This is a genomic window from Stenotrophomonas sp. YJH_SMC_40 (assembly GCF_059368615.1).
Genome location: NZ_JCAFRX010000011.1, coordinates 122,292 through 149,139, shown reverse-complemented (window position 1 = coordinate 149,139; position 26,848 = coordinate 122,292). Strand labels below are relative to the sequence as shown.

The window sequence follows — 26,848 nt, the reverse complement described above, 5'->3', positions numbered from 1 at the left end:
GCAGGCCTCTTTGGCGACCTGCAGTTTGAAACGTGCGTCATATCTGTTCATGTATCCCTCGGGGGTTGGATCTGACGTCCAACTCCCGGGGGTCACTTCACCCTGGGGGCTTGGCCGCGGCATCCATGCCGCGGACACCCCCGCGAACCCGCCCCGCCCGACCTCTGACAGTTTCCGTGTGCTGCCAGCCACGGAAGAGAAAAAGAAAATCAAAAGCGGGTCGCGCGCTGCGCGCACTCGTTGTGGGTTGGATCCGTTTTCCGCAGGAAAACGGATCCAACCCCTTCTTGTTTCCGTTCGACCCACCGCTTCTGAATCCAGTCGAGCAAGCGCAACGCCACGAAGCACGTCCATCCGTCACCGGGAAACTGTCGAAGGCGGGGCGGGGCGGGAGGGGCAGGCAGGACCGTTGGCGCCATGGGCCCGAGGCACGCCTCGGGCGGGTTGGGCAGGACGCCCAACCCCGGTCTTGCCGTGTGCGCAGGACAGCGCACACGAGCAAGGCGCCATCGAGCCCCCATGGATGGGTTTACGGCGTGTCCTGCCTGCCCCTCCCGGCCCGCCCAGCACGCAGCAACCCAGAGCCATGAACAACGCTGTTGCTGTTGCTGTTGCCGTTGCTGTTGCCCTGGCTTGAAACGGGTGCCGGGCAGCGCCCGGCCGGGTATCCTTTCCCTCTGATGTCCGACCTTGTCCATGCCAGCCGCGAAGCCCTCAGCGACGGCGGCGCGCTCGCCTCGCACCTGGATGCCTTCGTCCCGCGTCCGGCACAGCTGCACCTGACCGAAGCCATCGCCGATGCGCTGCAGCAGCGTGACCTGCTGCTGGCCGAGGCCGGTACCGGCACTGGCAAGACCTTTGCCTATCTGGTGCCGGTGCTGCTGTCCGGGTTGCGTACCATCATTTCCACCGGAACCCGCGCGCTGCAGGACCAGCTCTACCACCGCGATCTGCCACGGGTGCGTCAGGCACTTGGTGTCGGCCTGCGCAGTGCGTTGCTGAAGGGGCGCGCGAACTACCTGTGCCGCTATCGCCTGCAGCAGGCGCGCGGCGAGCCGCGTTTTTCCAGCCCCGAACAGGCGGCGCAGTTCCAGCGCATCCTGGCCTGGTCCGGTCGTTCGGAGTTCGGTGACATCGCCGAACTGGAAGGCCTGGCCGATGATTCGCCGCTGCTGCCGATGGTCACTTCCACTGTCGACAACTGCCTGGGTACCGACTGCCCGTTCTGGGATGACTGCTTCGTGGTGCGCGCGCGGCAGCGTGCGCAGGCGGCCGATGTGGTGGTGGTCAACCATCACCTGCTGCTGGCCGATCTGGCCCTGAAGCAGGACGGTTTCGGTGAACTGCTGCCGGGGGCGCAGGCCTTCGTCATCGACGAGGCACACCAGCTGCCCGAATTGGCCGCGCAGTTCTTCGGCGAAGGTTTCGGCATGCGCCCGTGGCAGGAACTGGGCCGCGACTGCCTGGCCGAAGCGCGTGGCGTCGGCGGCGCGCAGTCGGCGCTGCAGGAACCGGTCGACCAGTTGCAGCAGGCGCTGCTGGCCCTGCGTTCGGCGATGGAGGGACTGCCGCCGCGTGGCACGCAATGGCGCGCGTTGGCGATGCCGCAGGTGCGCGATGGATTCGATACGGTGATGGCGGGGTTGGTGACGCTGGAGCAGGCACTGCAGCCGCTGCGCGAAGCCGGGGCGGGCCTGGATGCCTGCCATGCGCGGGCGCGCGAGGCGGTCTCGCGGCTCAGCCGCTGGCTGGGCGATGACGAACCTGCCCTCGATTTCGATACCGACCCGGCGGAAACCGCCACTGCCGCTGATGTGCTCTGGTACGAGCTCACGCCACGTGGTTTTCGCTGCCAGCGCACGCCGATGGATGTGTCCGGCCCGTTACGTGAGCATCGCGAACGCAGTCGCGCGGCATGGATCTTCACCTCGGCGACGCTGACCGTGGGCGGTGGCTTCGACCACATCGCCACCCGCCTGGGCCTGGATGACCCGCATACGCTGGTCCAGCCAAGCCCGTTCAATTGGCCGGAGCAGGCGCTGTGCTACCTGCCCGAAGGCCTGCCTGATCCGGCTGCGCGGGGCTTTGGTACTGCGTTGATCCAGACCCTGCGGCCGGTGTTGCAGGCGTCGCAGGGCAGGGCATTCCTGTTGTTTGCCTCGCACCGTGCATTGCGCGAGGCCGCCGAGGCACTGCGTGATGGGCCATGGCCGTTGTTCGTGCAGGGCGAGGCGCCGCGCGCGACGCTGTTGCAGCGCTTCCGCGAGTCGGGCAATGGCGTGCTGCTGGGCTCGGCCAGTTTCCGCGAGGGCGTGGACGTGGTGGGGGAGGCGCTGAGCGTGGTGATGATCGACAAGCTGCCGTTCGCGGCGCCGGACGATCCGGTGTACGAGGCACGGCTGGAGGCGATCCGCAGCCAGGGCGGCAATCCGTTCCGCGATGAGCAGCTGCCGCAGGCGGTGATCGCGCTGAAACAGGGCGTCGGTCGCCTGATCCGCAGTGAGAGCGACCGTGGTGTGTTGGTATTGTGCGACCCGCGCCTGCTCAACCGTGGCTATGGTCGGGTCTTCCTCGATTCACTGCCGCCATTCCGCCGTACCCGCAGTCTGGCCGATGTGCAGGCCTTCTTTACGCCACAATGGGCGCCCGTGGCCGATGATGCGGCTGCTGCGGCGGCCGTTGCGACCGGCCCCGAGCCGGCGCCCGGTGCCACGTTCCCCCTGTTCTGACCCGATCCGATGAAACTGCTCGCCTTTGAAACCGCCACCGAAGCCTGTTCCGTTGCCCTGCATGTCGATGGGCAGGTGCTGGAACGCTTCGAGATCGCCCCGCGCCGGCATGCCGAACTGAGCCTGCCGTGGGCCGAGGCGCTGCTGTCCGAAGCAGGCATCAGCCGCCGCCAGCTGGACGGTATCGCGCTCAGCCGCGGCCCGGGTGCGTTCACCGGTGTGCGCCTGGCGATCGCCATCGCGCAAGGCATTGCGCTGGCACTGGATCGGCCGTTGCTGCCGGTCTCGACGCTGCAGGTGCTGGCGCTGCGGGCACCGGCGGACGAAACGCAGATCCTGTCGGCGATCGACGCACGGATGGGGGAGTTGTACGTCGCGCGCTTCGAGCGTGTAGACGGCCTGCCGGTGGCACGCGATGCCGAGCGCGTGTGCGCACCCGCTGCGGTTGCGCTGCCGGAAGGGATGTCGGCCTACGGTGTCGGCACCGGTTTCGGCGCAGCCGAGGGGGCACTGGTGACCCAGCTGGGCACCGGCCTGCGCTGCTTTGATGCGACGGCGCTGCCGCGAGCGTCGGATGTATTGGCACTGGCGCTGCCGGCGTTCGCTCGCGGCGAAGCCATTGCACCGGAGAAGGTCGAGCCGGCGTACCTGCGTGACAATGTGGCGCTGACCCTGGTCGAGCAGCAGGCCGCGCGCGAGGCGAAGGCGAAGGCCAACGGCTGAGCCCCTCGTGGCGGGGTTGGTTGATCGCATAAACCAAAAGCCGCGCTTGGCCGGGCGGGGTGGGTTCGCGGGGGACGCCGTAAACCCGTCCCTGGGGGCTTGGCCGCGGCATCCATGCCGCGGACACCCCCGCGAACCCACCCCGCCCGGCCTCTGACAGTTTCCGTGTGCGTCCGCCACGGAAAATCAAAAAAGAAAATCAAAGTCAAAAGCGGATCGCTTTGCTCGCATCCACGCGTAGCGTGGATGTGTGTCGACCAAGGTCGACACCTACCAACAGCGGAGCGGGACGCGATGCGCCGCGATCTGTCAGAGGTGGGGCGGTGTGGGCTTGCAGGACCGTTGCGCCATGGGCCCGAGGCACGCCTCGGGCGGGTTGGGCAGGACGCCCAACCCCGGTCTTGCCGTGTGCGCAGGACAGCGCACACGAGCAAGGCGCCATCGAGCCCCCAGGGACGGGTTTACGGCGTGTCCTGCAAGCCCACACCGCCCCGCCAAACCCACAGCCCAACCGCCGCTGTTGCTGTTGCCGTTGCTCTAGCCCTCCAGCGGGTCCCGGGCCGCAGGCCCGGGCAACAAAACCCTACCGGTCGTCGTGCAGGGTGCCGCCCGGCAGGAACACCCACGTACGGGTAACCTGCAGGATGTCGATCTCATCCTCGGTCTTCGGCAAGGGCGGGAACGGCTGGGCCAGCTGCACCACCCGCAGGGCGGCCTCATCCAGCAATGGCGTCCCGCTCGAACGCAGGATCCGGCTGCTCTCCACGCTGCCATCGCGGCGCACGCCCACGCTGATCACTACCTGGCCACCGAGGCGGCGCTGCCGCGCCTCATCCGGGTAATTCAGGTTGCCTACCTTCTCGGCACGGTCGACCCAGGCGCGCAGGTAATTGGCATAGGCATACTCACGCGTGCTGGCCGACACGAACTTGCGGTTCGGGCGCTTGGCGTACTGCGCCGAGCGCAGATGTACTTCGGCAGCCAGCCGCGCCATCTCCACGTCGCGCTGTTCGCGTGCGCTCAAGGGCGCATCCGGTTCGGGCTGATCCGGCGTGGGGCGGGACTGCGCCTGCGCCACCACCTCTTCGCCATTGCGGCTGCTGACCACCCGTGCCTGTGGCGGCGGAACCGGCGCGGCCGATTGCTGCTGCTGTGGAACCGGGCTGATTCCGGACTGGGCCTGCGGCACGATGCCGGCCTGGTTGTCGCGCGGACGCTGTGCGCGGTCGTGCTCGCCACCGCCTTCCTGGTTGGCCGCGGCCAGGAAATCGGCCTGCTTCGGGGTCAGCGCGGTGCGGGTCTGGCTGAAGATGACTTCCAGTGTCGGCACCAGCGGCGCATCGCCCTTCACGGCGAAGCCCACGCCCAGGATCAGCAGGGCGTGGACCAGCACCGACAGCGCGATGGTCGCCCCCAGCCGTTGCGCTTCGCGCGGCGGCGGGGGCAGGACGGCAGGTGCGGCAGACATCAGCGCAGGCCGGCCTCGAGTGCGTCGAACAGGGTGCCGGCGATGTTCAGGCCGTACTGCGCGTCCAGTTCGCGCACGCAGGTCGGGCTGGTCACGTTGACCTCGGTCAGGTAATCGCCGATCACGTCCAGGCCGACGAAGCGCATGCCGCGGCGCTTCATCTCCGGGCCGACCTGGGCGGCGATCCAGCGGTCGCGCTCGCTCAGCGGGCGGCCTTCGCCGCGGCCGCCGGCGGCCAGGTTGCCGCGGAATTCATCGCCCTGCGGGATGCGCGCCAGGCAGTAGTCCACCGGTTCGCCATCGACCAGCAGGATGCGCTTGTCGCCGGCGGTGATGTCGGGAATGAACTTCTGGGCCAGCGCCAGCTTGCGGCCGCCGTCGGTCAGGGTTTCCAGGATCACGTTCAGATTCGGATCGCCCTGGCCGCTGCGGAAGATCGAGCGGCCGCCCATGCCGTCCAGCGGCTTCAGCACGGCCTGGCCGTGCTCCAGCGCAAAGGCCTTCAAGACCTTCGCGTCGCGGCTGACCAGGGTCGGCGGACAGCACTGCGGGAACAGCAGCGCGGCCAGCTTCTCGTTGTAGTCGCGCAGGCCCTGCGGGTTGTTGACCACGCAGGCGCCAGCCGCTGCGGCCACGTCCAGCACCTGGGTGTCGTAGATGTATTCGGCGTCGACCGGCGGGTCCTTGCGCATCAGCACGATCTGGCCGGGGCCGAACTCGGTGCGGCTGAACGCGCCCAGCTCATACCAGCCGGCCGGGTCGTCGCGCACCTGCAGCGGCGCGGTCTGGGCCACCGCTACACCACCCTCCAGGGCCAGGCCGCCCGGGCGCACGTAGTGCAGGGCATGGCCGCGGCGCTGGGCTTCCAGCAGCATGGCGAAGGTGGTGTCCTTGGCGATCTTGATGTGGGCGATGGGATCCATCACCACGATGACGTTCAACGGCATGGGCGCACCTGTCAGGCAAGGCGTTGATGGTAGCGGCAATGCCGCTCGCGCGCCTCCCCGCCGTCCTGCAACGCAGCGTCCGCCCGGCGGTCGCGCACGCATTGCGAAACCCGTCACGTTCAGGAGGGTGCCATGCCCCGCGCCATGGGGCGGCCTTGAAGCGGGCGCGGAAAGTGCGATATAGATACGCTTTCGTAGCGGCCCCCGCCAGAGATCGGGCCGTGCGCTTGGGGATAGGCAATGACTGAAAACACGACTGCGGGCGGGGAACTCGCAGGACTCCGGGTGATGGTCATCGATGATTCGAAGACCATCCGCAGGACTGCGGAAACGCTGCTCAAGCGCGAAGGCTGCGAGGTGGTCACCGCCACCGACGGCTTCGAAGCGCTTGCGAAGATCGCAGACCAGCAGCCGCAGATCATCTTCGTCGACATCATGATGCCGCGCCTGGACGGGTACCAGACCTGTGCGCTGATCAAGGGCAACCAGCTGTTCAAGGCGACCCCGGTCATCATGCTCTCGTCCAAGGATGGCCTGTTCGACAAGGCGCGGGGACGCATCGTCGGCTCGGAGCAGTACCTGACGAAGCCTTTCACGCGTGAAGAACTGCTGGGTGCCATCCGCACATACGTCAACGCCTGACCAGGGGGGAAAGGCACAATGGCTCGTATCGTTCTGATCGAGGATTCACCGACCGACCGCGCGGTGTTCACCCAGTGGCTGCGCCGTGCCGGCCACGAGGTGCTGGAGGCGGACAATGCCGAGGATGGACTGCAGCTGGTCCGCGACCAGGTGCCGCAGCTGGTGCTGATGGACGTGGTCCTGCCCGGCATGAGCGGTTTCCAGGCCACCCGCGCGATGGCCCGTGATGCGGCGATCAAGCACATCCCGGTGATCATCGTCAGCACCAAGGCGATGGAAACCGACAAGGCATGGGGTCTGCGCCAGGGCGCGGCCGATTACATCGTCAAGCCGCCGCGCGAGGATGAACTGATCGCGCGGATCAACGAACTGGTGGCCTGATGCGCTCGCCCTTCGACATTCTCGAAGCCTACGAACGGCGCAGCCTGGCCCATGCGGTGCAGCTGCCCGAGCGGCAGTTCGCCCAGGACCTCTGGCGTGGCGTGGGTTACCGCGTCGGCCAGCGCCGGCTGGTGTCCGATTTCCGCGAAGTGGTGGAAATCGTGCCGATGCCGCCGGTGACCCCGGTGCCGTGCGCGCAGCCGTGGCTGCTGGGCGTGGGCAATCTGCGCGGCAACCTGTTCCCGGTGGTCGACCTGAAGTACTTCCTGGAAGGCACGCGTACCGTGCAGCAGGAAGGCCAGCGCGTGCTGATCATGCGCCAGGCCGGCGGCGACGTCGCCCTGACCATCGATGAACTGTTCGGCCAGCGCAGCTTTGAACTGGACCAGCAGATCGCGGCCGGCACGCTGGCCGAAGGGCGCTACGGCCACTTCGTCGATCGCGCCTTCCACGCCGACGGCCACGACTGGGGCGTGTTCTCCCTCTCGCTGCTGTCGCGTACCCCTGAATTCCGGCAAGCCGCGGCCTGAGGCCGGGCATCGCCCCCTGCATTGAAGATCGAGGTTGAACGATGAGTACTGCTTCGGACGCCACCAAGACCGGCAAGCTGCGGCTGGGCGGCAGCAACCTCTGGCTGTTCCTGCTGCTGGCATCGATGATCCTGTTCGGCGTCAACACCGGCGTCGCCACCTGGCAGGGCAGTCGCCTGGCCGATGCCGGTTCCAAGGCGGCCGACCTGCAGGTGCTGTCGCAGCAGCTGGCCAACCAGGGCCGTGACGCGGTGGGCGGCAACGCGCAGGCGTTCACCGCCTTCAAGGCGACCCGCAACGCGATCGAACAGAACGTGTCGACACTGCAGGGGCGCTACGGCAAGGAGCCGGGCGTGTCCGGTGCCATCGCCACCCTGGGCGAGACCTGGGCGCCGCTGGGCAAGCAGGCCGGGCAGCTGGTCGCCAGCGAACCGGCGGTGCTGGCGCTGGCCGGCAATGCCAACAACTTCACCGGCGCGGTGCCGGGCCTGCAGGCCCAGCTGAACGAGCTGGTGCGTGCGATGTCCGCCTCCGGCGCGCCGTCGTCGCAGGTGTACAGCGCACTGCAGCAGGTCGTGGTGGCTGGCTCGATGGCCCGCCGCGTAACCGAAATGCGTGCCGGTGGCAGCGCCGCAGCGACGTCCGGCGATGCACTGGCACGCGACATCACCGTGTTCTCGCAGGTGCTCGACGGCCTGCGCAACGGCAACGAGGAACTGGGCATCACCGCCGTGCGCGGTGCCGCCGCCGTCGCCGCACTGGAGCAGTCGCAGCAGAAGTGGGAAGCGATGAAGCAGGACGCTGACGCGATCCTGGCCAGCTCGCGCCAGCTGTTCGCGGCGCAGTCCGCCGCCACCGCGCTGGGCCAGGGTTCGGCCCACATGCTGGATGACAGCCGCAAGCTGTTCGACGCGTTCTCCTCGTTCGGCTCGGTGTCTGACACCCGCCTGTTCCCGAACTTCTGGATCGGTGTGGTGTCCGGTGCGCTGTCGCTGATCGCGATCATCGGCTTCGTTTCCACCAACGTGCGCAGCCGCTCGCGCGAGCAGGAACTGCGTTACCAGACCCAGGTGGAATTCAACAGCCGCAACCAGCAGGCGATCATGCGGCTGCTGGACGAAATCTCCTCGCTGGGTGAGGGCGACCTGACGGTGAAGGCCTCGGTGACCGAGGACATGACCGGCGCCATCGCCGACGCAATCAATTACGCCGTCGACGAGCTGCGCCACCTGGTGACCACCATCAACGACACCTCGGCCAAGGTCGCGCTGTCCACCCAGGAAACCCAGGCCACCGCCATGCAGCTGGCAGAGGCGGCGGGCCACCAGGCCAACCAGATCACCTCGGCGTCGGACCGCATCGGCGAAATCGCGGCGAGCATCGAACAGGTGTCGCGCAACTCGGCCGAGTCGGCCGACGTGGCACAGCGTTCGGTGGTGATCGCCGCCGAAGGTGCCGGCGTGGTGCGCGAGACCATCCAGGGCATGGACCAGATCCGTGACCAGATCCAGGAAACCTCCAAGCGCATCAAGCGCCTGGGTGAGTCGTCGCAGGAAATCGGCTCGATCGTGGAACTGATCAACGACATTTCCGAACAGACCAACATCCTGGCGTTGAACGCAGCGGTCCAGGCGGCCTCGGCAGGTGAAGCGGGCCGCGGTTTCGCGGTCGTGGCCGACGAAGTGCAGCGCCTGGCAGAACGTACCTCCGGCGCGACCCGACGCATCGAGAACCTGGTGCAGGCCATTCAGGCCGATACCAACGAAGCGGTCACCTCGATGGAACAGACCACCGCCGAAGTGGTGTCCGGTGCACGCCTGGCCGAGGATGCCGGCACCGCGCTGACCGAGATCGAGCGCGTGTCCAATGCACTGAACACCCTCATCAAGAACATCTCCATCGCCGCCCAGCAGCAGTCGGCCGCGGCCTCGGACATCACCCGCACCATGGGCGTGATCCGGCAGATCACCGGCCAGACCTCGCAGGGTGCCGGGCAGACCGCCGAATCGATCGGCCACCTCGCGCAGCTGGCGGCCGACCTGCGTCGTTCGGTCGCCGACTTCAAGCTGCCGGCGTGACGCGGGCAGGGCGGCGAGCAAGGAACCAGTCGATGAAGCATTTCCATTCCCCACGCCAGAACTCGCGCGGCTTCCGCGCGGCGGCGAACGGAGCGCGTCCATGAGCAGTCTGCGCGATGCGATGAGCCACGCAGCGCTGGGCTGGGTCAAGCCCGAGCTGGACGAGACCCTGCGCCAGGTGCGCAACGAAGTCGAGTACTACGCCGAAGACCCGACCGACGCCAGCCGCATGCGCATCTGCGCCGGCTACCTGCACCAGGTACAGGGCACCCTGCGCATGGTCGAGCTGTACGCCCCGGCCATGGTGGCCGAGGAGCTGGAACAGCTGGCCAATGCCATCGGCGCCGGTGGCGTGGCCGATCGGGATGAAGCCTGCGCGACCCTGATGCGTGGCAGCGTGCTGCTGCCCGACTACCTGGAGCGCCTGCAGAACGGTCACCGTGACATCCCGATCGTGCTGATGCCGCTGCTCAACGAGATCCGTGCCGCACGTGGCGAAGAGGGCGTGCATGACAGCGTGCTGCTGGCATTCGCACCGGACAGCGTCACCGCCACCGAGGCCGAGCTGGACCATGCCCGTGGCAGCCTGAGCGGGCGCAACCGCGAGCTGCTCGATACCGTGGGCAGTGCAGTGAAGGAAGAACTGCTGCGCATCAAGGATGCGCTGGACCTGCACCTGCGTACCGGCGGTGCGCCGGAGCAACTGCAGACCCAGGCCAACGAGCTCGGTGCGGTCGCCGATACGCTGGGCATGATGGGCCTGGGCGTGGCCCGCGGCGTGGTCGTGCAGCAACGTGATGCCCTGCGTGGCGTGGTCGAGGGCCGCCAGCAGATCGACGAAAACCTGCTGCTGGATATCGCCGGGGCGCTGCTCTACGTGGATGCGTCGCTGGATGACCAGGTCGCCCACCTGGGCGCCGGCGGCAGTGGCCAGGACGATCCGAGCGCAGTGGAGAACCGGCGCACGGTAGAGGTGCTGGCGCACGAGGCCATCGCCAACTTCGCCGCCGCGCGCGAGCACTTCGTCGCGTTCATTGAAACCAGCTGGAACCATGCCGAGCTGCACGACGTGCCGCGCCTGCTGGGCGATGTGTCCGGTGCGCTGCGCATGCTCGACCTGGGTACCGCCGCCGATTACCTGCGCGGTGTGCAGCAGTACATCGAAGCCGAGCTGATCGGTCGCCAGCGCGTGCCGAGTGGCCGCCAGCTGGACACGCTGGCCGACGCCATGGCCAGCCTGGAGTACTACCTCGAAGCCCTGCGCGACCGCCGCCCGGGTCGCGAGGACATCCTCGACATCACCCGCAGCAGCCTTGAGGCGCTGCGCTACTGGCCGTTGCCGGACCACGATGCGGCTGAGCCGGCAGCGTCCGTGCCGCAGTCGATCGAGCGTGAGCCGGTCGTGCTGCAGGGCGAGGCACTGCAGCCAGAGCACATCGAGATCCCGGTACAGTCGGCCGCGCCGGCACCCGGTGAGGTGCCGGTACCGCTGCCGGACTTCACCTTCGATCCGCCACCGGCCACGCCTTCGCCGGCAGCGGCGGACAACAGCTTGATGTTTGGTGGGCTGGGATCCGTCGCCTCCGCGCCGCTGTCGCTGCGTGACGAGTCGGATGCACCGCTGGTCTTTGCCGCCTCCAGTGCACCTGCACCCGAGGTCCCACAATGGGATCTCGCACCGTTCCATCCTGAGGCCGATCCGCTTGCTCCAGCGGACGATGAGCGCAGTCCGACGTTTGCCAGCTTCGATCCGGTCAGTTTCGAACAGCTCGATGCAGGGCAGGGCGCCGCCGCCCATTGGACGCTGTCGGAGGCGGCTCTGCCAGTGCAGTCCGATGCGACAACCGGCCTGGACGTAGAGGACGCCGCCGACGCGTCGCTGTCCATCGAGACCGGCGCGCATGCCGCACCGGGGTTCGACCCGGTGGCCGCCGAACATGACGCGGTTTCTGCAAGTGACGACGTCGTGTTCCGTTTCGATGCCGATGCGCTGGACAATGCCGACGACGTGTTGTCGCTGCATGCGATGGAGGCATTTTCGCTGGAGGACGCTGCCGGGCTGCATCCGTCGCTGGAGAGCGTCGATGCCACTGCCCCTGCGGTGGTGGAAGAGAGCCCGGCTGCCGCAGAGCCGGACATCACCCCCGTGGATGTGCCGGTGGAAGCGACCGCACCGCTTGCCGATGTGCCGGCAGCGGCGGTGTCGATGATCGACATCGACACCATCGCACCGATTGATTTCAGCGAAGCCGACGCGCAGTTCTTTGCCGAGCTGAGCGCTGCCGCCGCGGACTTCAATCCGCAGGCGACCCCGACGCCGGCCGATGCGGAAGCGCCAGTCGCCGTGGGCAGCGCGGAAGATGCAGACGCCGGCTTCGAGGCCGGCTTCGACGACGATGCCGAGAACATCGACGAGGACATCCGCGAGGTGTTCCTGGAAGAGTTCGACGACGAACTGGCCAACCTCGGAACGTTGCTGCCGGCATGGCGCATGCAGCCGGACAACATGGACCGTCTGCGTCCCATCCGCCGCATCTTCCATACGCTCAAGGGCAGTGGCCGACTGGTCGGTGCACGCACCCTGGGCGAATTCGCGTGGAAGATCGAGGGCATGCTCAACCGCGTGCTCGACGGCAGCCGCCCGGCGACGCCAGCCGTGCTGGCCATGGTCGACAACGCGCATGCCGCGCTGCCGCAGCTGAACGCCGCGTTGCGTCATGGCCAGCGGATCAGCGTGGACCTGCAGGCGATGCAGGCCATTGCCGATCGCGTCGGCGCGGGTGAGGACACCTATTACGTACCGCTGCCGGTTGCGGCCGCTCCCGCCGCACCGGTGGTCGAAGCCGATGGCGAGGACGAGATCAGCCGCATCCTCGAAGCCGAAGCAATGGCGTCGGTGCAGGCTGAAGCCGATGCGGACCCGGCGCCCGAAGCACTGGGCACGCCGGCCAACATCGACAGCGTGCTGCGCGAGATCCTGGAAGCCGAAGTGGAAGTCCACCAGGCGACCCTGCAGGACTGGCTGCGCTCGGCGCAGCAGGCGCCGCAGCCGGTCAGCGACGCGCTGCTGCGCGCGGTGCACACCATGAACGGCGCCTTCGCGATGACCGAAGTGCCGGAAATCACTGCCGTTACCGGCGGTGCCGAGTCCTATATCAAGCGCGCGCTGGCTGCAGACGTGGTGCCGGGCGACGAGGGCGTGGCTGCGCTGGATGCGACCGCGCAGGCGATCACCGCGACCATGGAAGCGCTGCAGGCCGAGCAGCCGCGCATCACGCCACAGGAAGCGCTGGTACAGCGCCTGCAGGCGCTCGCTGGTGAACTGCCGGAAGCGCGCTGGCCGATGGTCGGGCTGGAGGACGAGGATGAAGAGGGCATCGAGCTGGCGCCCGATGTCGGGCGGGCATCCGAAGCCGAAGCGCCGCTGGCCGGGCTGGACTCGCTGGACGAAACCAGCATGGCGTCCGCTTTCGATGTGGCGCCCGATCTCATTGCCGAGCCGCAGCCGCTTGCCGAAGATGCGCTGGAACCGGTTCCAGCTGCAACCGACCCGCAGACGCTGGACATCGCGGCCGACAGCGGCCTGGACGTGGGCGAGCTGACCGCCAGCGACGATCTTTCGCGTTACTTCGACGCCGGCTGGCCGTCGGTGCCGGGCGAAGGTGAACCTGCCGTGGCGGACACCGGCGCGATTGAATCGATCCAGCCGGTCGAGAGTGCGCCTGTTGTCGAAGTGGCCGAAGCAGATGCCGTGCCCACGATCGCGACGGTCGACGACGCTGATCTGACCATGGCCGACGATCTGTCGCCCTACCTCGACGCCAGTGCGCTGCCGGTGGATGACCGCGACGCGGAAGAGCGGCCGGTGCCTGCGGAAGTTGACGCGATCGACCTGAATACGCCGTTGTCCTTTGATTCGGGCAGTGGCGATGACAGCGACATTGACGCCGCTGCTGCACTGCCACTCGACAGCGGGCTGTCGAGCCTGCAGGATGAAATGGCTGCGCCGGGTTTTGCAGAACCGGTCACGCTGGCAGCCGCGCTCGAGGCCGGCCTGCACGTGATCGAAGAAGAGCAGACCCTGGACGACGACGGGCAATGGCCCGTGCTCGGCCTCCAGGCCAGCGAACTCGCGCCGGGCGAGGCGGAAGCCTTTGCCGAGGATGCGGACGTCGGCGGGGAGGCGGCGGTCGGCGAAGGAGAGAGCGCCGATCAGCCGTCCCCGGCGACGGTGAACGAGGTGAGCGCTGCCGAAGCACTGCAGGCCACCGCCGAGCCGGTGCGGTTCTTCGAACTGGAAGAAGCGCCGGGGCAGGGCACGGCCAACACCGATGCCGAACCTGCCGAGGCCGACGCCGGAGAGCGGGCGCCGCTCCACGATGAAGCCTCCACCCTGGAAGACACCGCGGATGGCGCCGATGCGCTCGACTTCAGCGTGTACGACCGCGAACTGGTCGACATCTTCGTCGAGGAAGGCAAGGACCTGCTCGACCACTGCGATGGCCTGATCAGCGAGCTTCGCAATGCGCCGCAGGATCGCGAGGTGCTGGCCGGCCTGCAGCGTGACCTGCACACCCTGAAGGGGGGCGCACGCATGGCCGGCATCAATGCTATCGGCGACCTTGGCCACAGCATCGAATCCCTGCTGGAAGCCGTGGCGGCCGGCCGCACCGAGATCGAACGCCGCGACGTGCAGCTGCTGGAGCGCGGCTTCGACCGCCTGCACCAGCTGCTGACGCGGACCGGTGCCCACCGCGTGGTGGCGCCTGCACAGGACCTGGTGGAGGCCTTCGAGGTCCGCACCACCACCGATATCGCGGCGGCCGCTGCGGCCGCGCGTGCGGCCAGCGAGGCCGAGGCCGTGCCGGCACAGGCTGTGGGCCCGCTGACGACGCCGGCCGATGCCCCGCTGTCGGCACCACTGCCGGCCGAAGGCGTGGCCGACGAAGATCCGCTGGCGCGTCCGCAGCAGGAGCAGGTGCGGGTGCGCGCCGACCTGCTCGACCGCCTGGTCAACCATGCCGGTGAAGTGGCGATCTATCGCTCGCGTCTGGAACAGCAGCTGGGTGCCTTCCGTGGTGCCATGGCCGAACTGGAGCGCACCAATGCGCGACTGCGCGACCAGCTGCGCCGACTCGACCTGGAAACCGAGGCGCAGATCGTCGCCCGCTACCAGCGCGAGCAGGACCAGGCGGACCAGAAGTTCGATCCGCTGGAACTGGACCGTTTCTCCACCCTGCAGCAGCTCAGCCGTGCGCTGAACGAGTCCGCCGCCGACCTTGGCGGCCTGCAGGGCGTCCTGGACGATCTGTCGCGCCAGTACGACTCCCTGCTGCAGCAGCAGTCGCGCGTAAGCTCGGAACTGCAGGATGGCCTGATGCGCGCGCGCATGGTGCCGTTCGACGGTCTGGTGCCGCGCCTGCGCCGCGTGGTCCGCCAGTCCGGCATGGATACCGGCAAGCAGGTCCACCTGACCCTGGAAGGTACCCACGGCGAACTGGACCGCAACGTCCTCGACCGCATGGTCGCGCCGCTGGAACACATGCTGCGCAACTCCGTGGCCCATGGCCTGGAAGCGCCGGAACAGCGCCGCGCCGCCGGCAAGCCGGAGGAGGGCGAGATCGCCATCCGCCTGCACCGCGAAGGCTCGGAAATCGTGCTGGAAGTGGCCGACGACGGCGCCGGCCTGGACCGCGAGGCGATCCGCCGCCGCGCCATCGACCGTGGCCTGCTGGCTGCCGATGCGCAGCCGAACGAGCAGGAACTGGACAACCTGATCTTCGCCTCTGGTTTCACCACCGCTGACCAGGTCAGCCAGCTGGCCGGCCGTGGCGTGGGCATGGACGTGGTGCGCAACGAAGTGCGCCAGCTGGGCGGTTCGGTCGATATCCAGTCAGTGCGGGGCCAGGGCGTGCGCTTCACCCTGCGCCTGCCGCAGACGCTGGCGGTCACCCAGGCGGTGTTCGTGCAGATCGGCGAAACCACCTTTGCGGTGCCGGTCGCATCGGTCAGTGGCATCGGCCGCCTGTCGCGCGAGCGTTTCGAAGCGGCCGACAGCAGCTATCGCTACAGCGGCGAGGACTATCCGCTGTACGACCTCGGCAGCCTGGTCGGGCAGGCCCCGGCGGGTGCCGATGGCCAGGACCAGGTACCGCTGCTGCTGGTCCGTGCTGGTGACCTGCGTGCCGCCGTGGCGATCGACCAGGTGCTGGGCAACCGCGAAATCGTGGTCAAGCCGGTCGGCCTGCAGATCGCGTCGGTGCCGGGCATCTACGGTGCAACCATCACCGGCGATGGCCGCGTGGTGGTGATCCTGGACGTAGCGCCGCTGGTGCGCCGCTTCCTCGCCAACCCGACGCTTCCGGTGCTGGCCAACGCGCCACGCCAGGAGCGCCAGGTGCCGCTGGTGATGGTGGTGGACGATTCGCTGACCATGCGCAAGGTGACCGGGCGCATCCTCGAACGCCACAACTTCGAGGTCAGCGTCGCCCGCGACGGCGTGGAAGCACTGGAGCGCCTGGAAGAACGCGTGCCCGACCTGATGCTGCTGGACATCGAGATGCCGCGCATGGATGGTTACGAGCTGGCCACCGCGATGCGTGCCGACCCGCGCTACAAGGACGTGCCGATCGTGATGATCACCTCGCGCAGCGACGACAAGCACCGCCAGCGCGCCTTCGAGATCGGCGTGCAGCGCTACCTGGGCAAGCCGTACCAGGAGCTGGACCTGATGCGTAACGTGTACGACCTGCTGGGGATCGCCCGTGTCCGTGAGTGAAGCCCAGGCGGCCCCGGCCGTCGCCCTGCTGGCCCGTCCTGGCGCGGCGCGCGAGCGCCTGCGCGAGGCGTTGTCGCATGCCGATGTGCAGCTGGTGCTGGAAGACGACCCCAATGGCCTGGAGCCGCAGCTGCTGCAGGACGCGCGTCCACAGTTCGTGGTGATCGCGCTGGAAGCGGCCATCGAGGATGCTCTGGAGCGGCTTGAAGCGGTGCTGTCCGCACCAGGCCTGACCCTGGTCTTCGACGAAGCCGAGCTGGCGGCGCGCCGTGATGGCTGGGAGGCACAGCGCTGGGGCCGCCATCTGGCCGCCAAGCTGCACGGCCACCAGCAGGTGCTGCCGCCGGGTGCGGAAGACGAACCCGCCCTGCAGCTGGAACCGGGTCACCCGGCACCGCCGCCGGCACCACGGGAAGAAGCGCTCCAGCCGCATCTGGACCAGGCATTAAGCTGGGCCGACGAGGTACCGGCGGACAGCCTGTATGCGCCACCGGCGCACCTGCACGAACCGATCGCGCTGGAGCAGGCACTGGCCGCGCTGCAGCCGGTGGTGCCGGAGCCGCTGGAGGCAGCGCCGATGCAGCCGGTTGCCACACCGGCAACGCCGCCGGTGTCCTTCGACCACACCGCGTGGTCACTGGTCGAGGACGTAGCAGACGCACCCGCAGCCACCGGGTACAGCGCCGCGATGGAAGCCCCGCTGCCGTCCTTCGATACCGATCACCTCAGCCTGGTGGACCTGGACACTGCGGCGCCTGCGGGCGCACGTGCCGGCTCGCTGCTGGTGCTGGCCGGCATTGGCGGCCCGGATGCGCTGCGCCGCCTGCTCGGTGCGCTGCCGTCGTCGCTGAGCGTGCCGGTGCTGGTGCACATGCGCCTGGACGGTGGCCGCTACGGCAACCTGGTCAAGCAGATGACGCGGGTGTCGCCGCTGCCAGTGCAGCTGGCCGAAGCCGGCCAGCGTGCAACACCCGGTGAAGTGCACGTGCTGGCCGATGACATCGGCGTGCAGGCCGCCAGCGACGGCCTGCATTTCGTCAGCGACGCGCAAGGCATTTCGATCGCCGGGCTGCCGGCCGACCACACTGCGCTGGTCCTGCTCAGCGGCGCCGACCTTGCGCATGTGGGTCCGGCGCTGGATCTGGCCGCCGCCGGTGCCTGGGTGGCCGGGCAGGTCGGCGAGGGCTGCTATGACCCTGCCGCAGCCACGGCGGTGGTCGCCGCTGGCATGGTGGCGGGTGAGCCACAGGAACTGGCGCAGGCCATCGCCTCGCGCTGGGGCGTGGAAGACGATAACGGAGAGGCACCATGAGCTATGCCAGCAATGACGAAATCCGCGGCGTCCTGATCCAGGCCGGCAACGAGCGCGTGCTGCTGCCCAATGCCACCGTGGCCGAAATGATGTCGCGGGTGCCGGTGCAGCCGGTTTCCGACGCCCCGCGCTGGCTGGTCGGCGAAATCGGCTGGCACGGCTGGCAGGTGCCGCTGGTGTCGTTCGCGCGCCTTTCCGGCCTGGGCGAGGAAGCCGTAGGCGGCCACAACAAGGTCGTCGTGCTGAAGGCCCTCAGCGGCAACGCGCAGCGCCCCTACTACGCGCTGCTGACGCAGAATTTCCCGCAGTTGATCTCGGTGCCGCGCGATGGCCTGCTGGCCGATGCTTCCGAGGAAACCCTGCCGCAGATCGTGCACATGCGCGTGCTGCTGGGTGAGCAGAGCGCGCTGCTGCCGAACCTGGATGCGCTGGAAGCCGCGCTGGATTCGCTGGCGGCCTGATCGGCAATCCGCCGGTCAGGTTCCCGGTAGTGCCGGCCGCTGGCCGGCAACCTCATGATCCCTTGGATGCCGGCCAGCGGCCGGCACTACCACCAATCAACCTTACCCCAGGTCGCCCAACCGCGCCTGCAATGCCGCGATCGCGGCCAGCCCGGCGGTCTCCGTGCGCAGGATGCGCGGCCCCAGCTGCAGGCCCTGGAATCCTGCCGCTGCCAGCTGATCCCGGTCGCGCGGCGACCAGCCGCCTTCCGGGCCGATCGCGATCACGATGCCGCCCGTCGGCGCCGCGTCGAGCGTCGACAGGCGATGGGCACCGTGCGGGTCCAGCGTCAGCCGCAGCGTATCGGCCGGCAGCGTCGCCGCCGCCTGCGCCAATGACACCGGCGAGCCCACCTGCGGAATGCGCGCGCGCCCGGACTGGCCGCAGGCCGAGGTCACCACGTTGTTCCAGTGCGCTACGCGCTTCTCCGCGCGCGCGGCATCCAGCTTCACTTCGGTGCGCTCGGCATTCACCGGAACGATGGCGCTCACGCCCAGCTCGGTGGCCTTCTGCAGGATCAGGTCCATCTTCTCGCCTCGGGCAATGCCCTGCAGCAGAGTGATCGCCAGCGGCGATTCGTTGTCCACCGCCTGCACCGCATCGATGCGCACCTGCACCTCGCGCTTGCCGGCGGCGGTCAGCGTGGCGCTGTAGTCGTGGCCATCGCCGTTGAACAGCACGCAGGTATCACCCTCGCGCAGGCGCATCACCCGCACCAGATGGTTGGCCGTCTCTTCCGGCAGGGTCACGGTCTGGCCGCTGTGCAGCGCCAGGTCGATGGGGCAGCGGGTCACGCGCATGCAATCGCCTCGTCAATCGCCGCCAGCGTGGTATGTGCCAGCAGCTCCAGTTGTTCGTCATCCACGCAGTAGGGTGGCATCCAGTACAGCACGTCGCCCAGCGGACGCAGCACCACGCCACGTTTCAGCGCAGCCTTGTAGGCGTGCAGGCCCAGTCGCAGCGCCGGATCGAACGGCGTGCGCTTGTTGCCATCCCGCGACAGCTCGAAGGCCACCACCATGCCGGCCTGGCGGACGTCGGCCACGTGCGGATGGTCGCTCAATGGCGCAGCCAGCGCGCCCATCACCGAGGCGATGCCACGGTTGCGGGCGATCACATCGTCGTCGCGGAAGATGTCCAGCGTCGCCAGCGCAGCCGCACAGGCCAGCGGGTTGCCGGTGTAACTGTGCGAATGCAGGAAGGCGCGCTCGCGCGAGTCATCAAGGAAGGCGTCGTACAGCGCCTGCGTGGCCAGCACCGCGGCAAGCGGCAGGAAGCCGCCGGTCAGGCCCTTGGACAGGCACATCAGGTCCGGCATCACCCCGGCCTGCTCGCAGGCGAACAGGGTGCCGGTGCGGCCGAAGCCGGTGGCGATCTCGTCGGCGATCATGAATGCGCCGTGCGCATCACACAGTTCGCGCACCCGCTGCAGGTACACCGGGTCATGCATGCGCATGCCGCCGGCGCACTGCAGGCGCGGTTCCAGGATCACTGCGCAGATCTCGCCGGGATGCTGGTCAAACAGGGTGGCCAGGCCATCAGCGGCCTGGCGTGCGCGATCAGCCGCACTCTGGCCCGGCTCGGCCAGGTAGGCATCGGGCGAGGGCGCGAACAGGCCTTCGGCCAGCAGCGGCGCGTAGACGCGGCGGTACAGCGGAATGTCCGCCATCGCCAGCGCTCCAAGGGTCTCGCCATGGTAGCCGTTCTCCAGCGCGATGAAGCGCGTGCGCCGTGGCTCGCCGCGGTTCTGGAAATACTGGAAGGCCATCTTCAGCGCGACTTCCACGCCGGCCGAGCCGTTGTCGGCGTAGAACACCTTGGCCAGCGGCTCGCGGCCGGGCTGGCGTGGCGCCAGCGCCAGCAGGCGCTCGGCCAGGGTGATCGCCGGCTCATGGCCGAAGCCAGCCAGCATCACCTGTTCCAGCTGCCCGGCCTGCGCCGCGATGGCGCCGCCGATGCGCGGCTCGGCATGGCCGAACAGATTGGTCCACCAGCTGCTGACGGCGTCCAGATAGCGGTTGCCGTCGTGATCGATCAGCCATGCGCCTTCACCACGGGCGATCGGCACCAGCGGCAGGGTATGCGGGTGCTCACGCATCTGCGTGCACGGGTGCCACAGCACCTGCAGGTCGCGTTGCCGCCAGTGCTGGGCCAGCGGGGAGGGGGTTGGGTCTGCTAGCATTTCGGGCTCATGAACATGTTGCTGCCTGCACATTCTATCGGCCCCGGCGCTGGCGCCGGCCGCCGCGGAGATTCCGCATGAACGATGACCGTGCCGGCCGGCGCTTGCCGATCATCCATCGGATCACCGATGAGGAGAACGGCCCCTTCCAGCGCCAGCACCTAGACCTGGAGTTCTCCAACGGTGAACGCCGCCGCTTCGAACGCCTGGTCAGCCGTGGCCATGGTGCGGTGGTGGTGGTGCCGATGCTCGACGACGAGACGGTGCTGCTGGTGCGTGAATACGCCGCCGGCATGCATCGCTATGAACTGGGCCTGGTCAAGGGCCGGATCGACGCCGGCGAAACCCCCGGGCAGGCCGCCGACCGCGAGCTGAAGGAAGAGGCCGGGTACGGTGCACGCCGGGTCGACGTGCTGCGCGCGATGACTCTGGCCCCCACCTACATGAGCCACCAGTCGTGGCTGGTGGTGGCACGCGACCTGTATCCGGAAAAGCTGGCCGGCGACGAGCCGGAAGAACTCGAGGTGGTGCCGTGGAAGCTGGCCGAACTGGACCAGCTGATGCTGCGCGAGGACTTCTCCGAGGGACGCTCGCTGGCGGCGCTGTTCATCGCTCGCCAGTGGCTGCAGGGAACGCGATGATCAAACTGACCACGGACCTGCGCGAGACCGCCATCGCCATCGCCCAGGAAGCCGGACAGGCCATCATGCAGGTGTACGCCGATGGCTTCGAGGTGCAGATCAAGAACGACGACAGCCCGGTCACCGCCGCCGACCTGGCCGCCAACCAGGTCATCGAACTGGGCCTGCGCCAGCTGACCCCGGACTTGCCGATCCTGTCGGAGGAATCGGCGCAGGTGCCGTGGGAGCACCGCCGCCACTGGGGCGCGTACTGGCTGGTGGATCCGCTCGACGGCACCCGCGAGTTCGTCAAGCGCAATGGCGAGTTCAGCGTCAACATCGCGCTGATCTACCAGGGCGCACCTGCCTTCGGCGTGGTGTTGGCCCCGGTCACCGGCATCGTCTGGCATGCCATGCGTGGCGAGCTGGCCTATCGCCGGCAGGGCCTGCACGACACCGTGCTGCGCACCCGCACGCCGGCCACCGCCCCGCTGCGCGTCGCCGCCAGCCGCTCGCACCGCTCACCGGAAACCGAGGCGCTGCTGGCGCGCATGGGCCGCATCGAGACCATCGCGCAGGGCTCGTCGCTGAAATTCTGCCGGATCGCCGAAGGTGGCCTGGACGTCTATCCGCGGCTGGGCCCGACCTCCGAATGGGATACCGCCGCCGGCCAGTGCGTACTGCACGCCGCCGGCGGTGCGGTACTGTCGGCTGCGACCGGCAAGCCGTTCCGCTACAACCGCCGCGAAACCCTGTTGAACGGCGATTTCATTGCCCTTGGTGATACCAGCCTGCCGTGGCGCGACTGGTTGTCCGACTGACCCTGGAGGCCGCATGAGCGCGCACGACACCCCCACCACCGGCAGCGCCGCCGCCCACGAGCTGGAGCGCCTGCTGGCGATCATGGCGCGCCTGCGTGACCCGCAGGGCGGCTGCCCGTGGGATCTGGAGCAGAACTTCGCAACCATCGCGCCGTACACCATCGAGGAAGCCTACGAGGTGGCCGATGCGATCGACCGTGGCGATCTCGACGATCTCTGTGACGAGCTGGGCGACCTGCTGCTGCAGGTGGTGTTCCATGCGCGCATGGCCGAAGAGCAGGGGGCCTTTGCCTTCGCCGAGGTCGCACGCGCGATCAGCGACAAGATGCAGCGCCGTCACCCGCACGTGTTCGCCGACGTGAGCGTCGACGATGCCGACGGCGTGACGCGCAACTGGGAGGCGATCAAACGTGCCGAGCGTGCCGCCAAGGGCGAGCAGGACACCTCCGCGCTGGCCGGCATTTCGCGCGGGCTGCCGGAATGGCAGCGGGCGGTGAAGCTGCAGTCGCGTGCGGCCAAGGTCGGCTTCGACTGGCCCGGCCCGTTGCCGGTGCTGGACAAGGCGGCCGAGGAACTGCAGGAACTGCGCGAGGAGTTCGAACGCGGCGATATCGCCGGCAACAAGGCGCGGCTGCAGGAAGAACTGGGCGACCTGCTGTTCGTCTGCGCCAACCTGGCGCGCCATGCCGACATCGACCTGGGTGCGGCGCTGCGCGGGGCCAACCACAAGTTCGAACGCCGCTTCCGCGCGATGGAAGCGCAGGCCGACGCGCAGGGTGGGGCGCTGGCTGCGATGGACCTGGATGCGCAGGAAGCGCTGTGGCAGCACGCCAAGGCAGCAGAAAAAGCGTGAAGACGCTTGGCCTGTTCCTGCTGACCGCGCTGGCCGAGATCGTCGGCTGTTACCTGCCATGGTTGTGGCTGCGCAAGGGAGGCAGCGTCTGGTTGCTGCTGCCGGCCGCGGCCAGCCTCGCCCTGTTCGCGTGGCTGTTGACCCTGCACCCGACCGCCAGTGGGCGGGTCTATGCGGCCTACGGTGGCGTGTACATCGGCACCGCGCTGTTCTGGTTGTGGTTGGTCGACGGCATCCGCCCCAGCCGCTGGGACCTGCTGGGCGCTGCGCTGTGCCTGGCCGGCATGGCGGTGATCATGTTCGGGCCGCGCACCTCATCAGGGTAGCGCCGGGCCATGCGTGGCTGCGCCTCCTTCCGACCGCGCTGGCGCGCGCAAGCCGGGCATGGCTCGGCGCCACAAGGTCAGCGATGGTGCATGATGGCGACGACCCTGGTTCCCGGAGCACGCGCATGTCCCGCTTCGCCAGCTTCCGCGAGTTCTATCCGTTCTACCTCAGCGAGCATCGCCACCCGGTATCGCGCCGGCTGCACTTCATCGGCAGCTGCGGCGTACTGCTGCTGGTCGCGGCAGCGATCCTGCGTGGGCAGCCGGTGCTGCTGCTGGCTGCCCTGTTCTGCGGTTACAGCTTCGCCTGGGTTGGCCATTTCTTTTTCGAGAAGAACCGCCCGGCCACCTTCCAGCACCCGCTGTACTCGTTCATGGGCGACTGGGTGATGTTCGCCGACATCCTGCGCGGGCGCATGCCCTGGTAGCTCCGCTGTGAATGCGGCCTTCACGCGCTATGCTGGGGCCTGGACGTCATAGATAAGGAAAGCAAGATGTTCCCGACCATGTTCTTTACCGTGGTGCTGGCCTTCGTGGCCGTGGTGATCCTGTTCAAGGCGGTACGGATGGTGCCCCAGGGCTACGAGTGGACCGTCGAGCGCTTCGGGCGCTACACGCACACCATGACCCCCGGCCTGCACTTCCTGATTCCGATCGTGTACGGGGTCGGGCGCAAGGTGAACATGATGGAGCAGGTGCTGGATGTACCCAGCCAGGAAGTAATCACCAAGGACAACGCCGCCGTGCGCGTGGACGGCGTGGTGTTCTTCCAGGTCCTGGATGCCGCCAAGGCTGCCTATGAGGTGGCCAACCTGGAAGTGGCGATGATCGCCCTGGTGCAGACCAACATCCGTACCGTGATCGGTTCGATGGACCTGGATGAATCGCTCAGCCAGCGCGAGGTGATCAATGCCCAGCTGCTGAGCGTGGTCGACCATGCCACCAACCCGTGGGGTGTGAAGGTCAACCGCATCGAGATCCGCGACATCCAGCCGCCGCGCGACCTGCTGGATGCGATGGCGCGGCAGATGAAGGCCGAGCGCGAGAAGCGCGCGCAGATTCTAGAGGCAGAGGGTTCCCGCCAGTCGGAGATCCTGCGCGCCGATGGCGAAAAGCAGGCCACCGTGCTGGAGGCCGAAGGCCGTCGCGAAGCTGCGTTCCGCGATGCCGAGGCGCGCGAACGCCTGGCCGAGGCCGAAGCGATGGCGACCAAGGTGGTGTCGGCGGCGATTGCCGAGGGCGACGTGCAGGCGATCAACTACTTTGTTGCGCAGAAGTACGTGGAAGCGTTCAAGGAGCTGGCCAGTTCGCCGAACCAGAAGCTGGTGCTGATGCCGATGGAGGCCAGTGGCGTGATCGGTTCGATCGCCGGCGTGGCCGAACTGGCGAAGCAGGCGCTGGCCAGCCAGGACAACAAGGCCGCCGGCAAGCGGCCGCCGCCGCTCGGAGGCTGACATGCGCTGGGAAGTCGTCGGTTGGGGCGCGCTGGCGCTGCTGCTGTTTGCCGCCGAGGCGTTGGCGCCCGGGGCGTTCATGCTGTGGATCGGCATTGGCGCGGCGGCGGTGTTCGTACTGGTTGCGGTGTTCAGCGGCATTCCATTGCTGTGGCAGGTCGTTGCCTTCGTCGTGCTGAGCGTTGTCTCGATCCAGTGCTACCGGCGCTGGGGCAAGGCAAGGGCGCGACCCAGCGATGCACCGTTGCTCAACCGCCGCGCCGAACAACTGGTCGGACGGGTGGTGCCGTTGCAGCAGGGTATCGTTGGTGGGCAGGGCCGGGTCAGCATCGACGACGCGTACTGGCAGGTCAGCGGCCCGGACCTGCAGGCCGGTGCCATGGTGCGGGTGGTAGCGGTGCAGGGCAGCACGCTGGTGGTCGAGTCTGCTGCGGGTAGAGTCGACTGATAGTCGACTGGCATGTGTTGGGTCGGGCGGGTTGGGTTCGCGGTACACGCCGTAAACCCCGCTCTGCGGTCCGGCCCAGCCGCTGGCGGCTGCGCGTTCGGGCGCTTGCGAAGCAGTGCTTCGCAAGCAAAGCGCCCCCAGGGATGGGTTCACGGCGTGTCCCGATCGCCCATACCGCTCCGGCCAAGCCGTCGACTTCGCAGAGCCGATACGCTTTGGCTGTTGCCGTTGCCTGGCTTGTAAAAGGCGCCCACCGGCCGCAGGCCGGCCAAACACCCCCGCTGCGCTGCGGCGCGACCTGCGGGCGACCGATCTGGGATAATGGGGATTCTTGTTTCCTCTGCTGCCGGACCCGGTCATGACCCAGAAGACGCTGCTCAACGATACCCACCGCGCCCTTGGCGCCAAGATGGTCGATTTCGGGGGTTGGGACATGCCCATCCACTACGGCTCGCAGCTGGACGAGCACCACCTGGTGCGTCGCGAGTCGGGTGTGTTCGACGTCAGCCACATGACCGTGGTCGACCTGCGCGGTGACCAGGTCAGGCCGTTCCTGCGCCGCCTGCTGGCCAACTCGGTCGACAAGCTGAAGGTGCCGGGCAAGGCGCTGTACTCGTGCATGCTGAATCCGCGCGGCGGCGTCATCGACGACCTGATCGTCTACTACCTGGGCGACGATTTCTTCCGCATGGTGGTCAACGCCTCCACCCGCGAAAAGGACCTGGCCTGGCTGCGCGAGCAGGCCGCGCCGTTCGGCGTCAGCGTCGAGCAGCGCCCGGACCTGGCCATCCTGGCCGTGCAGGGCCCGCAGGCGCGCGCGATCGTGATCGGCCTGGCCCGCGAATCCGAGCGCGAGGCGCTGACCAAGCTGGGCCGCTTCGCCGCCCTGCAGGTGCAGTCCGACGACGGCGTCGAGCTGTTCGTCGCCCGTACCGGTTACACCGGCGAAGACGGCTTCGAAATCCTGCTGCCGCAGGACGCGGTGGTCGCGTTCTGGAACCGCCTGCTGGCGGCGGGCGTGAAGCCGGCCGGTCTCGGCGCACGCGACACGTTGCGCCTGGAAGCCGGCATGAACCTGTATGGCCAGGACATGGACGAAGAGATCAGCCCGTACGAAGCGGCGCTGGCCTGGACCGTGTCGCTGGACGAAGGCCGCGACTTCATCGGCCGCGACGTGCTGGAAGCGCAGAAGAACGCAGGCACCGCGCGCCAGATGATCGGCCTGGTGATGGACGAGAAGGGCGTGCTGCGCCACGGCCAGGCAGTGACCACGGCCAGCGGCCAGGGCGAGATCCTGTCCGGCACCTTCTCGCCGACCCTGGCCAAGGGCATCGCTTTTGCCCGCGTGCCCGCCGGTGAACTCGGCGAGGTCACCGTCGACATCCGCGGCCGGCAGGTGCCGGTGCGCGTGGTCAAGTTCCCGTTCGTGCGCGAAGGCCAGGCCCAGCCCGGCGTGCTCGCCGACGCCTGATCCGGACATGCCGGTCGTCACTGACAGCAGTGGCGGCCGGTTGGTTACACTAGCCCCGTTTTTTCCACCCCTGCATATCTCTGGAGCAGTCCCATGAGCGAGATCCCCGGCGACCTCAAGTTCCTCAAGTCCCATGAGTGGGCCCGTGTCGAAGGCAATGGCCGCGTCACCGTCGGTATTTCCGACCATGCCCAGGGCCTGCTGGGTGACCTGGTCTACGTCGAACTGCCGGAAGTCGGCGCCGACGCCAAGGCCGGCGAACAGATCGCCGTCGTCGAGTCGGTGAAGGCCGCCTCGGACGTCTACAGCCCGATCAGCGGCAAGGTTGTCGAGGTCAACTCGGCCCTGTCCGACAAGCCGGAAACCATCAACGAAGATGCCTACGGCGAAGGTTGGATGTTCGTGGTCGAACTGACCAACGCTGAAGAGGTCAACGAGCTGCTGGACCCGGACGCGTACGCCGAAGCCCTGGAGAACGACGACCACTGAGTCGTCGTTTCCGGGTTCTGCAACGGCCACCTTCGGGTGGCCGTTTTTGTTTTGGCGAGTACGTCGGCTCATGACGCAGGGTTTGCTGCGCGCCC

The 26,848-nt window shown here is 68.1% G+C and carries 22 protein-coding genes; 18 read left to right on the top strand and 4 right to left on the bottom strand.

The genetic code is table 11. The features are described from left to right. The first annotated feature begins 680 nt into the window (after positions 1-680). Both yoaA and tsaB read left to right on the top strand, forming a co-directional pair. Positions 681-2,729, top strand: a complete 2,049-nt coding sequence (yoaA, locus tag AC5P6X_RS19035) for a DNA repair helicase YoaA (protein ID WP_099604719.1) — start codon at positions 681-683, stop codon at positions 2,727-2,729. 9 nt (positions 2,730-2,738) lie between these two features. Beyond that, the gene (gene tsaB, locus AC5P6X_RS19030) at positions 2,739-3,452 is read left to right on the top strand and encodes a tRNA (adenosine(37)-N6)-threonylcarbamoyltransferase complex dimerization subunit type 1 TsaB (protein WP_099604718.1); all 714 of its coding nucleotides are present in this window, start codon (positions 2,739-2,741) and stop codon (positions 3,450-3,452) included. Between the two features lie 583 nt (positions 3,453-4,035). Here tsaB and AC5P6X_RS19025 read toward each other — a convergent pair. Both AC5P6X_RS19025 and gshB read right to left on the bottom strand, forming a co-directional pair. Continuing rightward, a complete protein-coding gene (locus AC5P6X_RS19025) occupies positions 4,036-4,920 on the bottom strand; it encodes an energy transducer TonB family protein (RefSeq protein WP_005410719.1) in 885 nt (294 codons plus the stop codon). After that, positions 4,920-5,867 (bottom strand): glutathione synthase, encoded by a 948-nt coding sequence (gene gshB / locus AC5P6X_RS19020; protein WP_005410718.1) that lies wholly within the window; start codon positions 5,865-5,867, stop codon positions 4,920-4,922. Before gshB ends, AC5P6X_RS19025 begins: the two co-directional genes overlap by 1 nt. A 240-nt stretch (positions 5,868-6,107) precedes the next feature. Between gshB and pilG the strand changes: the two genes are divergently transcribed. The 7 genes from pilG to AC5P6X_RS18985 all read left to right on the top strand — a co-directional run bounded on the left by pilG (position 6,108) and on the right by AC5P6X_RS18985 (position 18,049). Next, positions 6,108-6,509 (top strand): twitching motility response regulator PilG, encoded by a 402-nt coding sequence (gene pilG, locus AC5P6X_RS19015; protein ID WP_005418455.1) that lies wholly within the window; start codon positions 6,108-6,110, stop codon positions 6,507-6,509. Positions 6,510-6,527: 18 nt separating this feature from the next. Continuing rightward, on the top strand, positions 6,528-6,890 hold the full coding sequence (locus AC5P6X_RS19010) for a response regulator (RefSeq protein ID WP_005410717.1): 363 nt from the start codon (positions 6,528-6,530) through the stop codon (positions 6,888-6,890). Continuing rightward, entirely contained in the window at positions 6,890-7,420 is a 531-nt protein-coding gene (locus tag AC5P6X_RS19005) for a chemotaxis protein CheW (protein ID WP_005410716.1), read from the top strand. Before AC5P6X_RS19010 ends, AC5P6X_RS19005 begins: the two co-directional genes overlap by 1 nt. Before the next feature lie 41 nt (positions 7,421-7,461). After that, positions 7,462-9,498: a methyl-accepting chemotaxis protein gene (locus AC5P6X_RS19000; protein ID WP_005410715.1), complete on the top strand. Its 2,037-nt coding sequence runs from the start codon at positions 7,462-7,464 to the stop codon at positions 9,496-9,498. A 100-nt stretch (positions 9,499-9,598) separates the two neighbouring features. Continuing rightward, positions 9,599-16,276, top strand: coding sequence for an Hpt domain-containing protein (locus AC5P6X_RS18995; protein WP_495215566.1), 6,678 nt, complete (start codon positions 9,599-9,601; stop codon positions 16,274-16,276). Beyond that, positions 16,263-17,588, top strand: coding sequence for a chemotaxis protein CheB (locus AC5P6X_RS18990; protein ID WP_088435941.1), 1,326 nt, complete (start codon positions 16,263-16,265; stop codon positions 17,586-17,588). The genes AC5P6X_RS18995 and AC5P6X_RS18990 overlap by 14 nt, the downstream gene beginning before the upstream one ends. Beyond that, the gene (locus tag AC5P6X_RS18985) at positions 17,585-18,049 is read left to right on the top strand and encodes a chemotaxis protein CheW (RefSeq protein ID WP_005410712.1); all 465 of its coding nucleotides are present in this window, start codon (positions 17,585-17,587) and stop codon (positions 18,047-18,049) included. The genes AC5P6X_RS18990 and AC5P6X_RS18985 overlap by 4 nt, the downstream gene beginning before the upstream one ends. 102 nt (positions 18,050-18,151) lie before the next feature. On the opposite strand, the gene AC5P6X_RS18980 is transcribed toward AC5P6X_RS18985, so the two are convergent. Further along, positions 18,152-18,889 carry a 16S rRNA (uracil(1498)-N(3))-methyltransferase gene (locus AC5P6X_RS18980; RefSeq protein ID WP_005414248.1) on the bottom strand — a complete coding sequence of 246 codons (738 nt, stop codon included), beginning with the start codon at positions 18,887-18,889 and terminating at the stop codon, positions 18,152-18,154. Next, the gene (gene bioA / locus AC5P6X_RS18975) at positions 18,880-20,271 is read right to left on the bottom strand and encodes an adenosylmethionine--8-amino-7-oxononanoate transaminase (RefSeq protein WP_033833434.1); all 1,392 of its coding nucleotides are present in this window, start codon (positions 20,269-20,271) and stop codon (positions 18,880-18,882) included. The genes AC5P6X_RS18980 and bioA overlap by 10 nt, the downstream gene beginning before the upstream one ends. Positions 20,272-20,348: 77 nt before the next feature. On the opposite strand from bioA, the gene nudE reads away from it, so the two are divergent. The 9 genes from nudE (at position 20,349) to gcvH (ending at position 26,753) form a co-directional block, all read left to right on the top strand. Then, positions 20,349-20,912 (top strand): ADP compounds hydrolase NudE, encoded by a 564-nt coding sequence (nudE, locus tag AC5P6X_RS18970; RefSeq protein ID WP_033833433.1) that lies wholly within the window; start codon positions 20,349-20,351, stop codon positions 20,910-20,912. Then, a complete protein-coding gene (gene cysQ, locus AC5P6X_RS18965) occupies positions 20,909-21,712 on the top strand; it encodes a 3'(2'),5'-bisphosphate nucleotidase CysQ (protein WP_329757288.1) in 804 nt (267 codons plus the stop codon). Before nudE ends, cysQ begins: the two co-directional genes overlap by 4 nt. Positions 21,713-21,725: 13 nt before the next feature. Beyond that, positions 21,726-22,565, top strand: coding sequence for a nucleoside triphosphate pyrophosphohydrolase (gene mazG, locus AC5P6X_RS18960; RefSeq protein WP_005414245.1), 840 nt, complete (start codon positions 21,726-21,728; stop codon positions 22,563-22,565). Beyond that, positions 22,562-22,891: a YnfA family protein gene (locus tag AC5P6X_RS18955; protein WP_005410706.1), complete on the top strand. Its 330-nt coding sequence runs from the start codon at positions 22,562-22,564 to the stop codon at positions 22,889-22,891. The genes mazG and AC5P6X_RS18955 overlap by 4 nt, the downstream gene beginning before the upstream one ends. A 125-nt stretch (positions 22,892-23,016) precedes the next feature. Then, positions 23,017-23,319, top strand: coding sequence for an Mpo1-like protein (locus AC5P6X_RS18950; protein ID WP_005410705.1), 303 nt, complete (start codon positions 23,017-23,019; stop codon positions 23,317-23,319). A 66-nt stretch (positions 23,320-23,385) separates the two neighbouring features. Beyond that, entirely contained in the window at positions 23,386-24,345 is a 960-nt protein-coding gene (locus tag AC5P6X_RS18945) for an SPFH domain-containing protein (RefSeq protein WP_005410704.1), read from the top strand. A 1-nt stretch (position 24,346) separates the two neighbouring features. Then, positions 24,347-24,793: an NfeD family protein gene (locus AC5P6X_RS18940; RefSeq protein ID WP_049448751.1), complete on the top strand. Its 447-nt coding sequence runs from the start codon at positions 24,347-24,349 to the stop codon at positions 24,791-24,793. Between the two features lie 358 nt (positions 24,794-25,151). Next, positions 25,152-26,264: a glycine cleavage system aminomethyltransferase GcvT gene (gene gcvT, locus AC5P6X_RS18935; protein ID WP_049395781.1), complete on the top strand. Its 1,113-nt coding sequence runs from the start codon at positions 25,152-25,154 to the stop codon at positions 26,262-26,264. 93 nt (positions 26,265-26,357) lie between these two features. Further along, positions 26,358-26,753: a glycine cleavage system protein GcvH gene (gene gcvH, locus AC5P6X_RS18930; protein WP_005410701.1), complete on the top strand. Its 396-nt coding sequence runs from the start codon at positions 26,358-26,360 to the stop codon at positions 26,751-26,753. Positions 26,754-26,848: the final 95 nt, after the last annotated feature.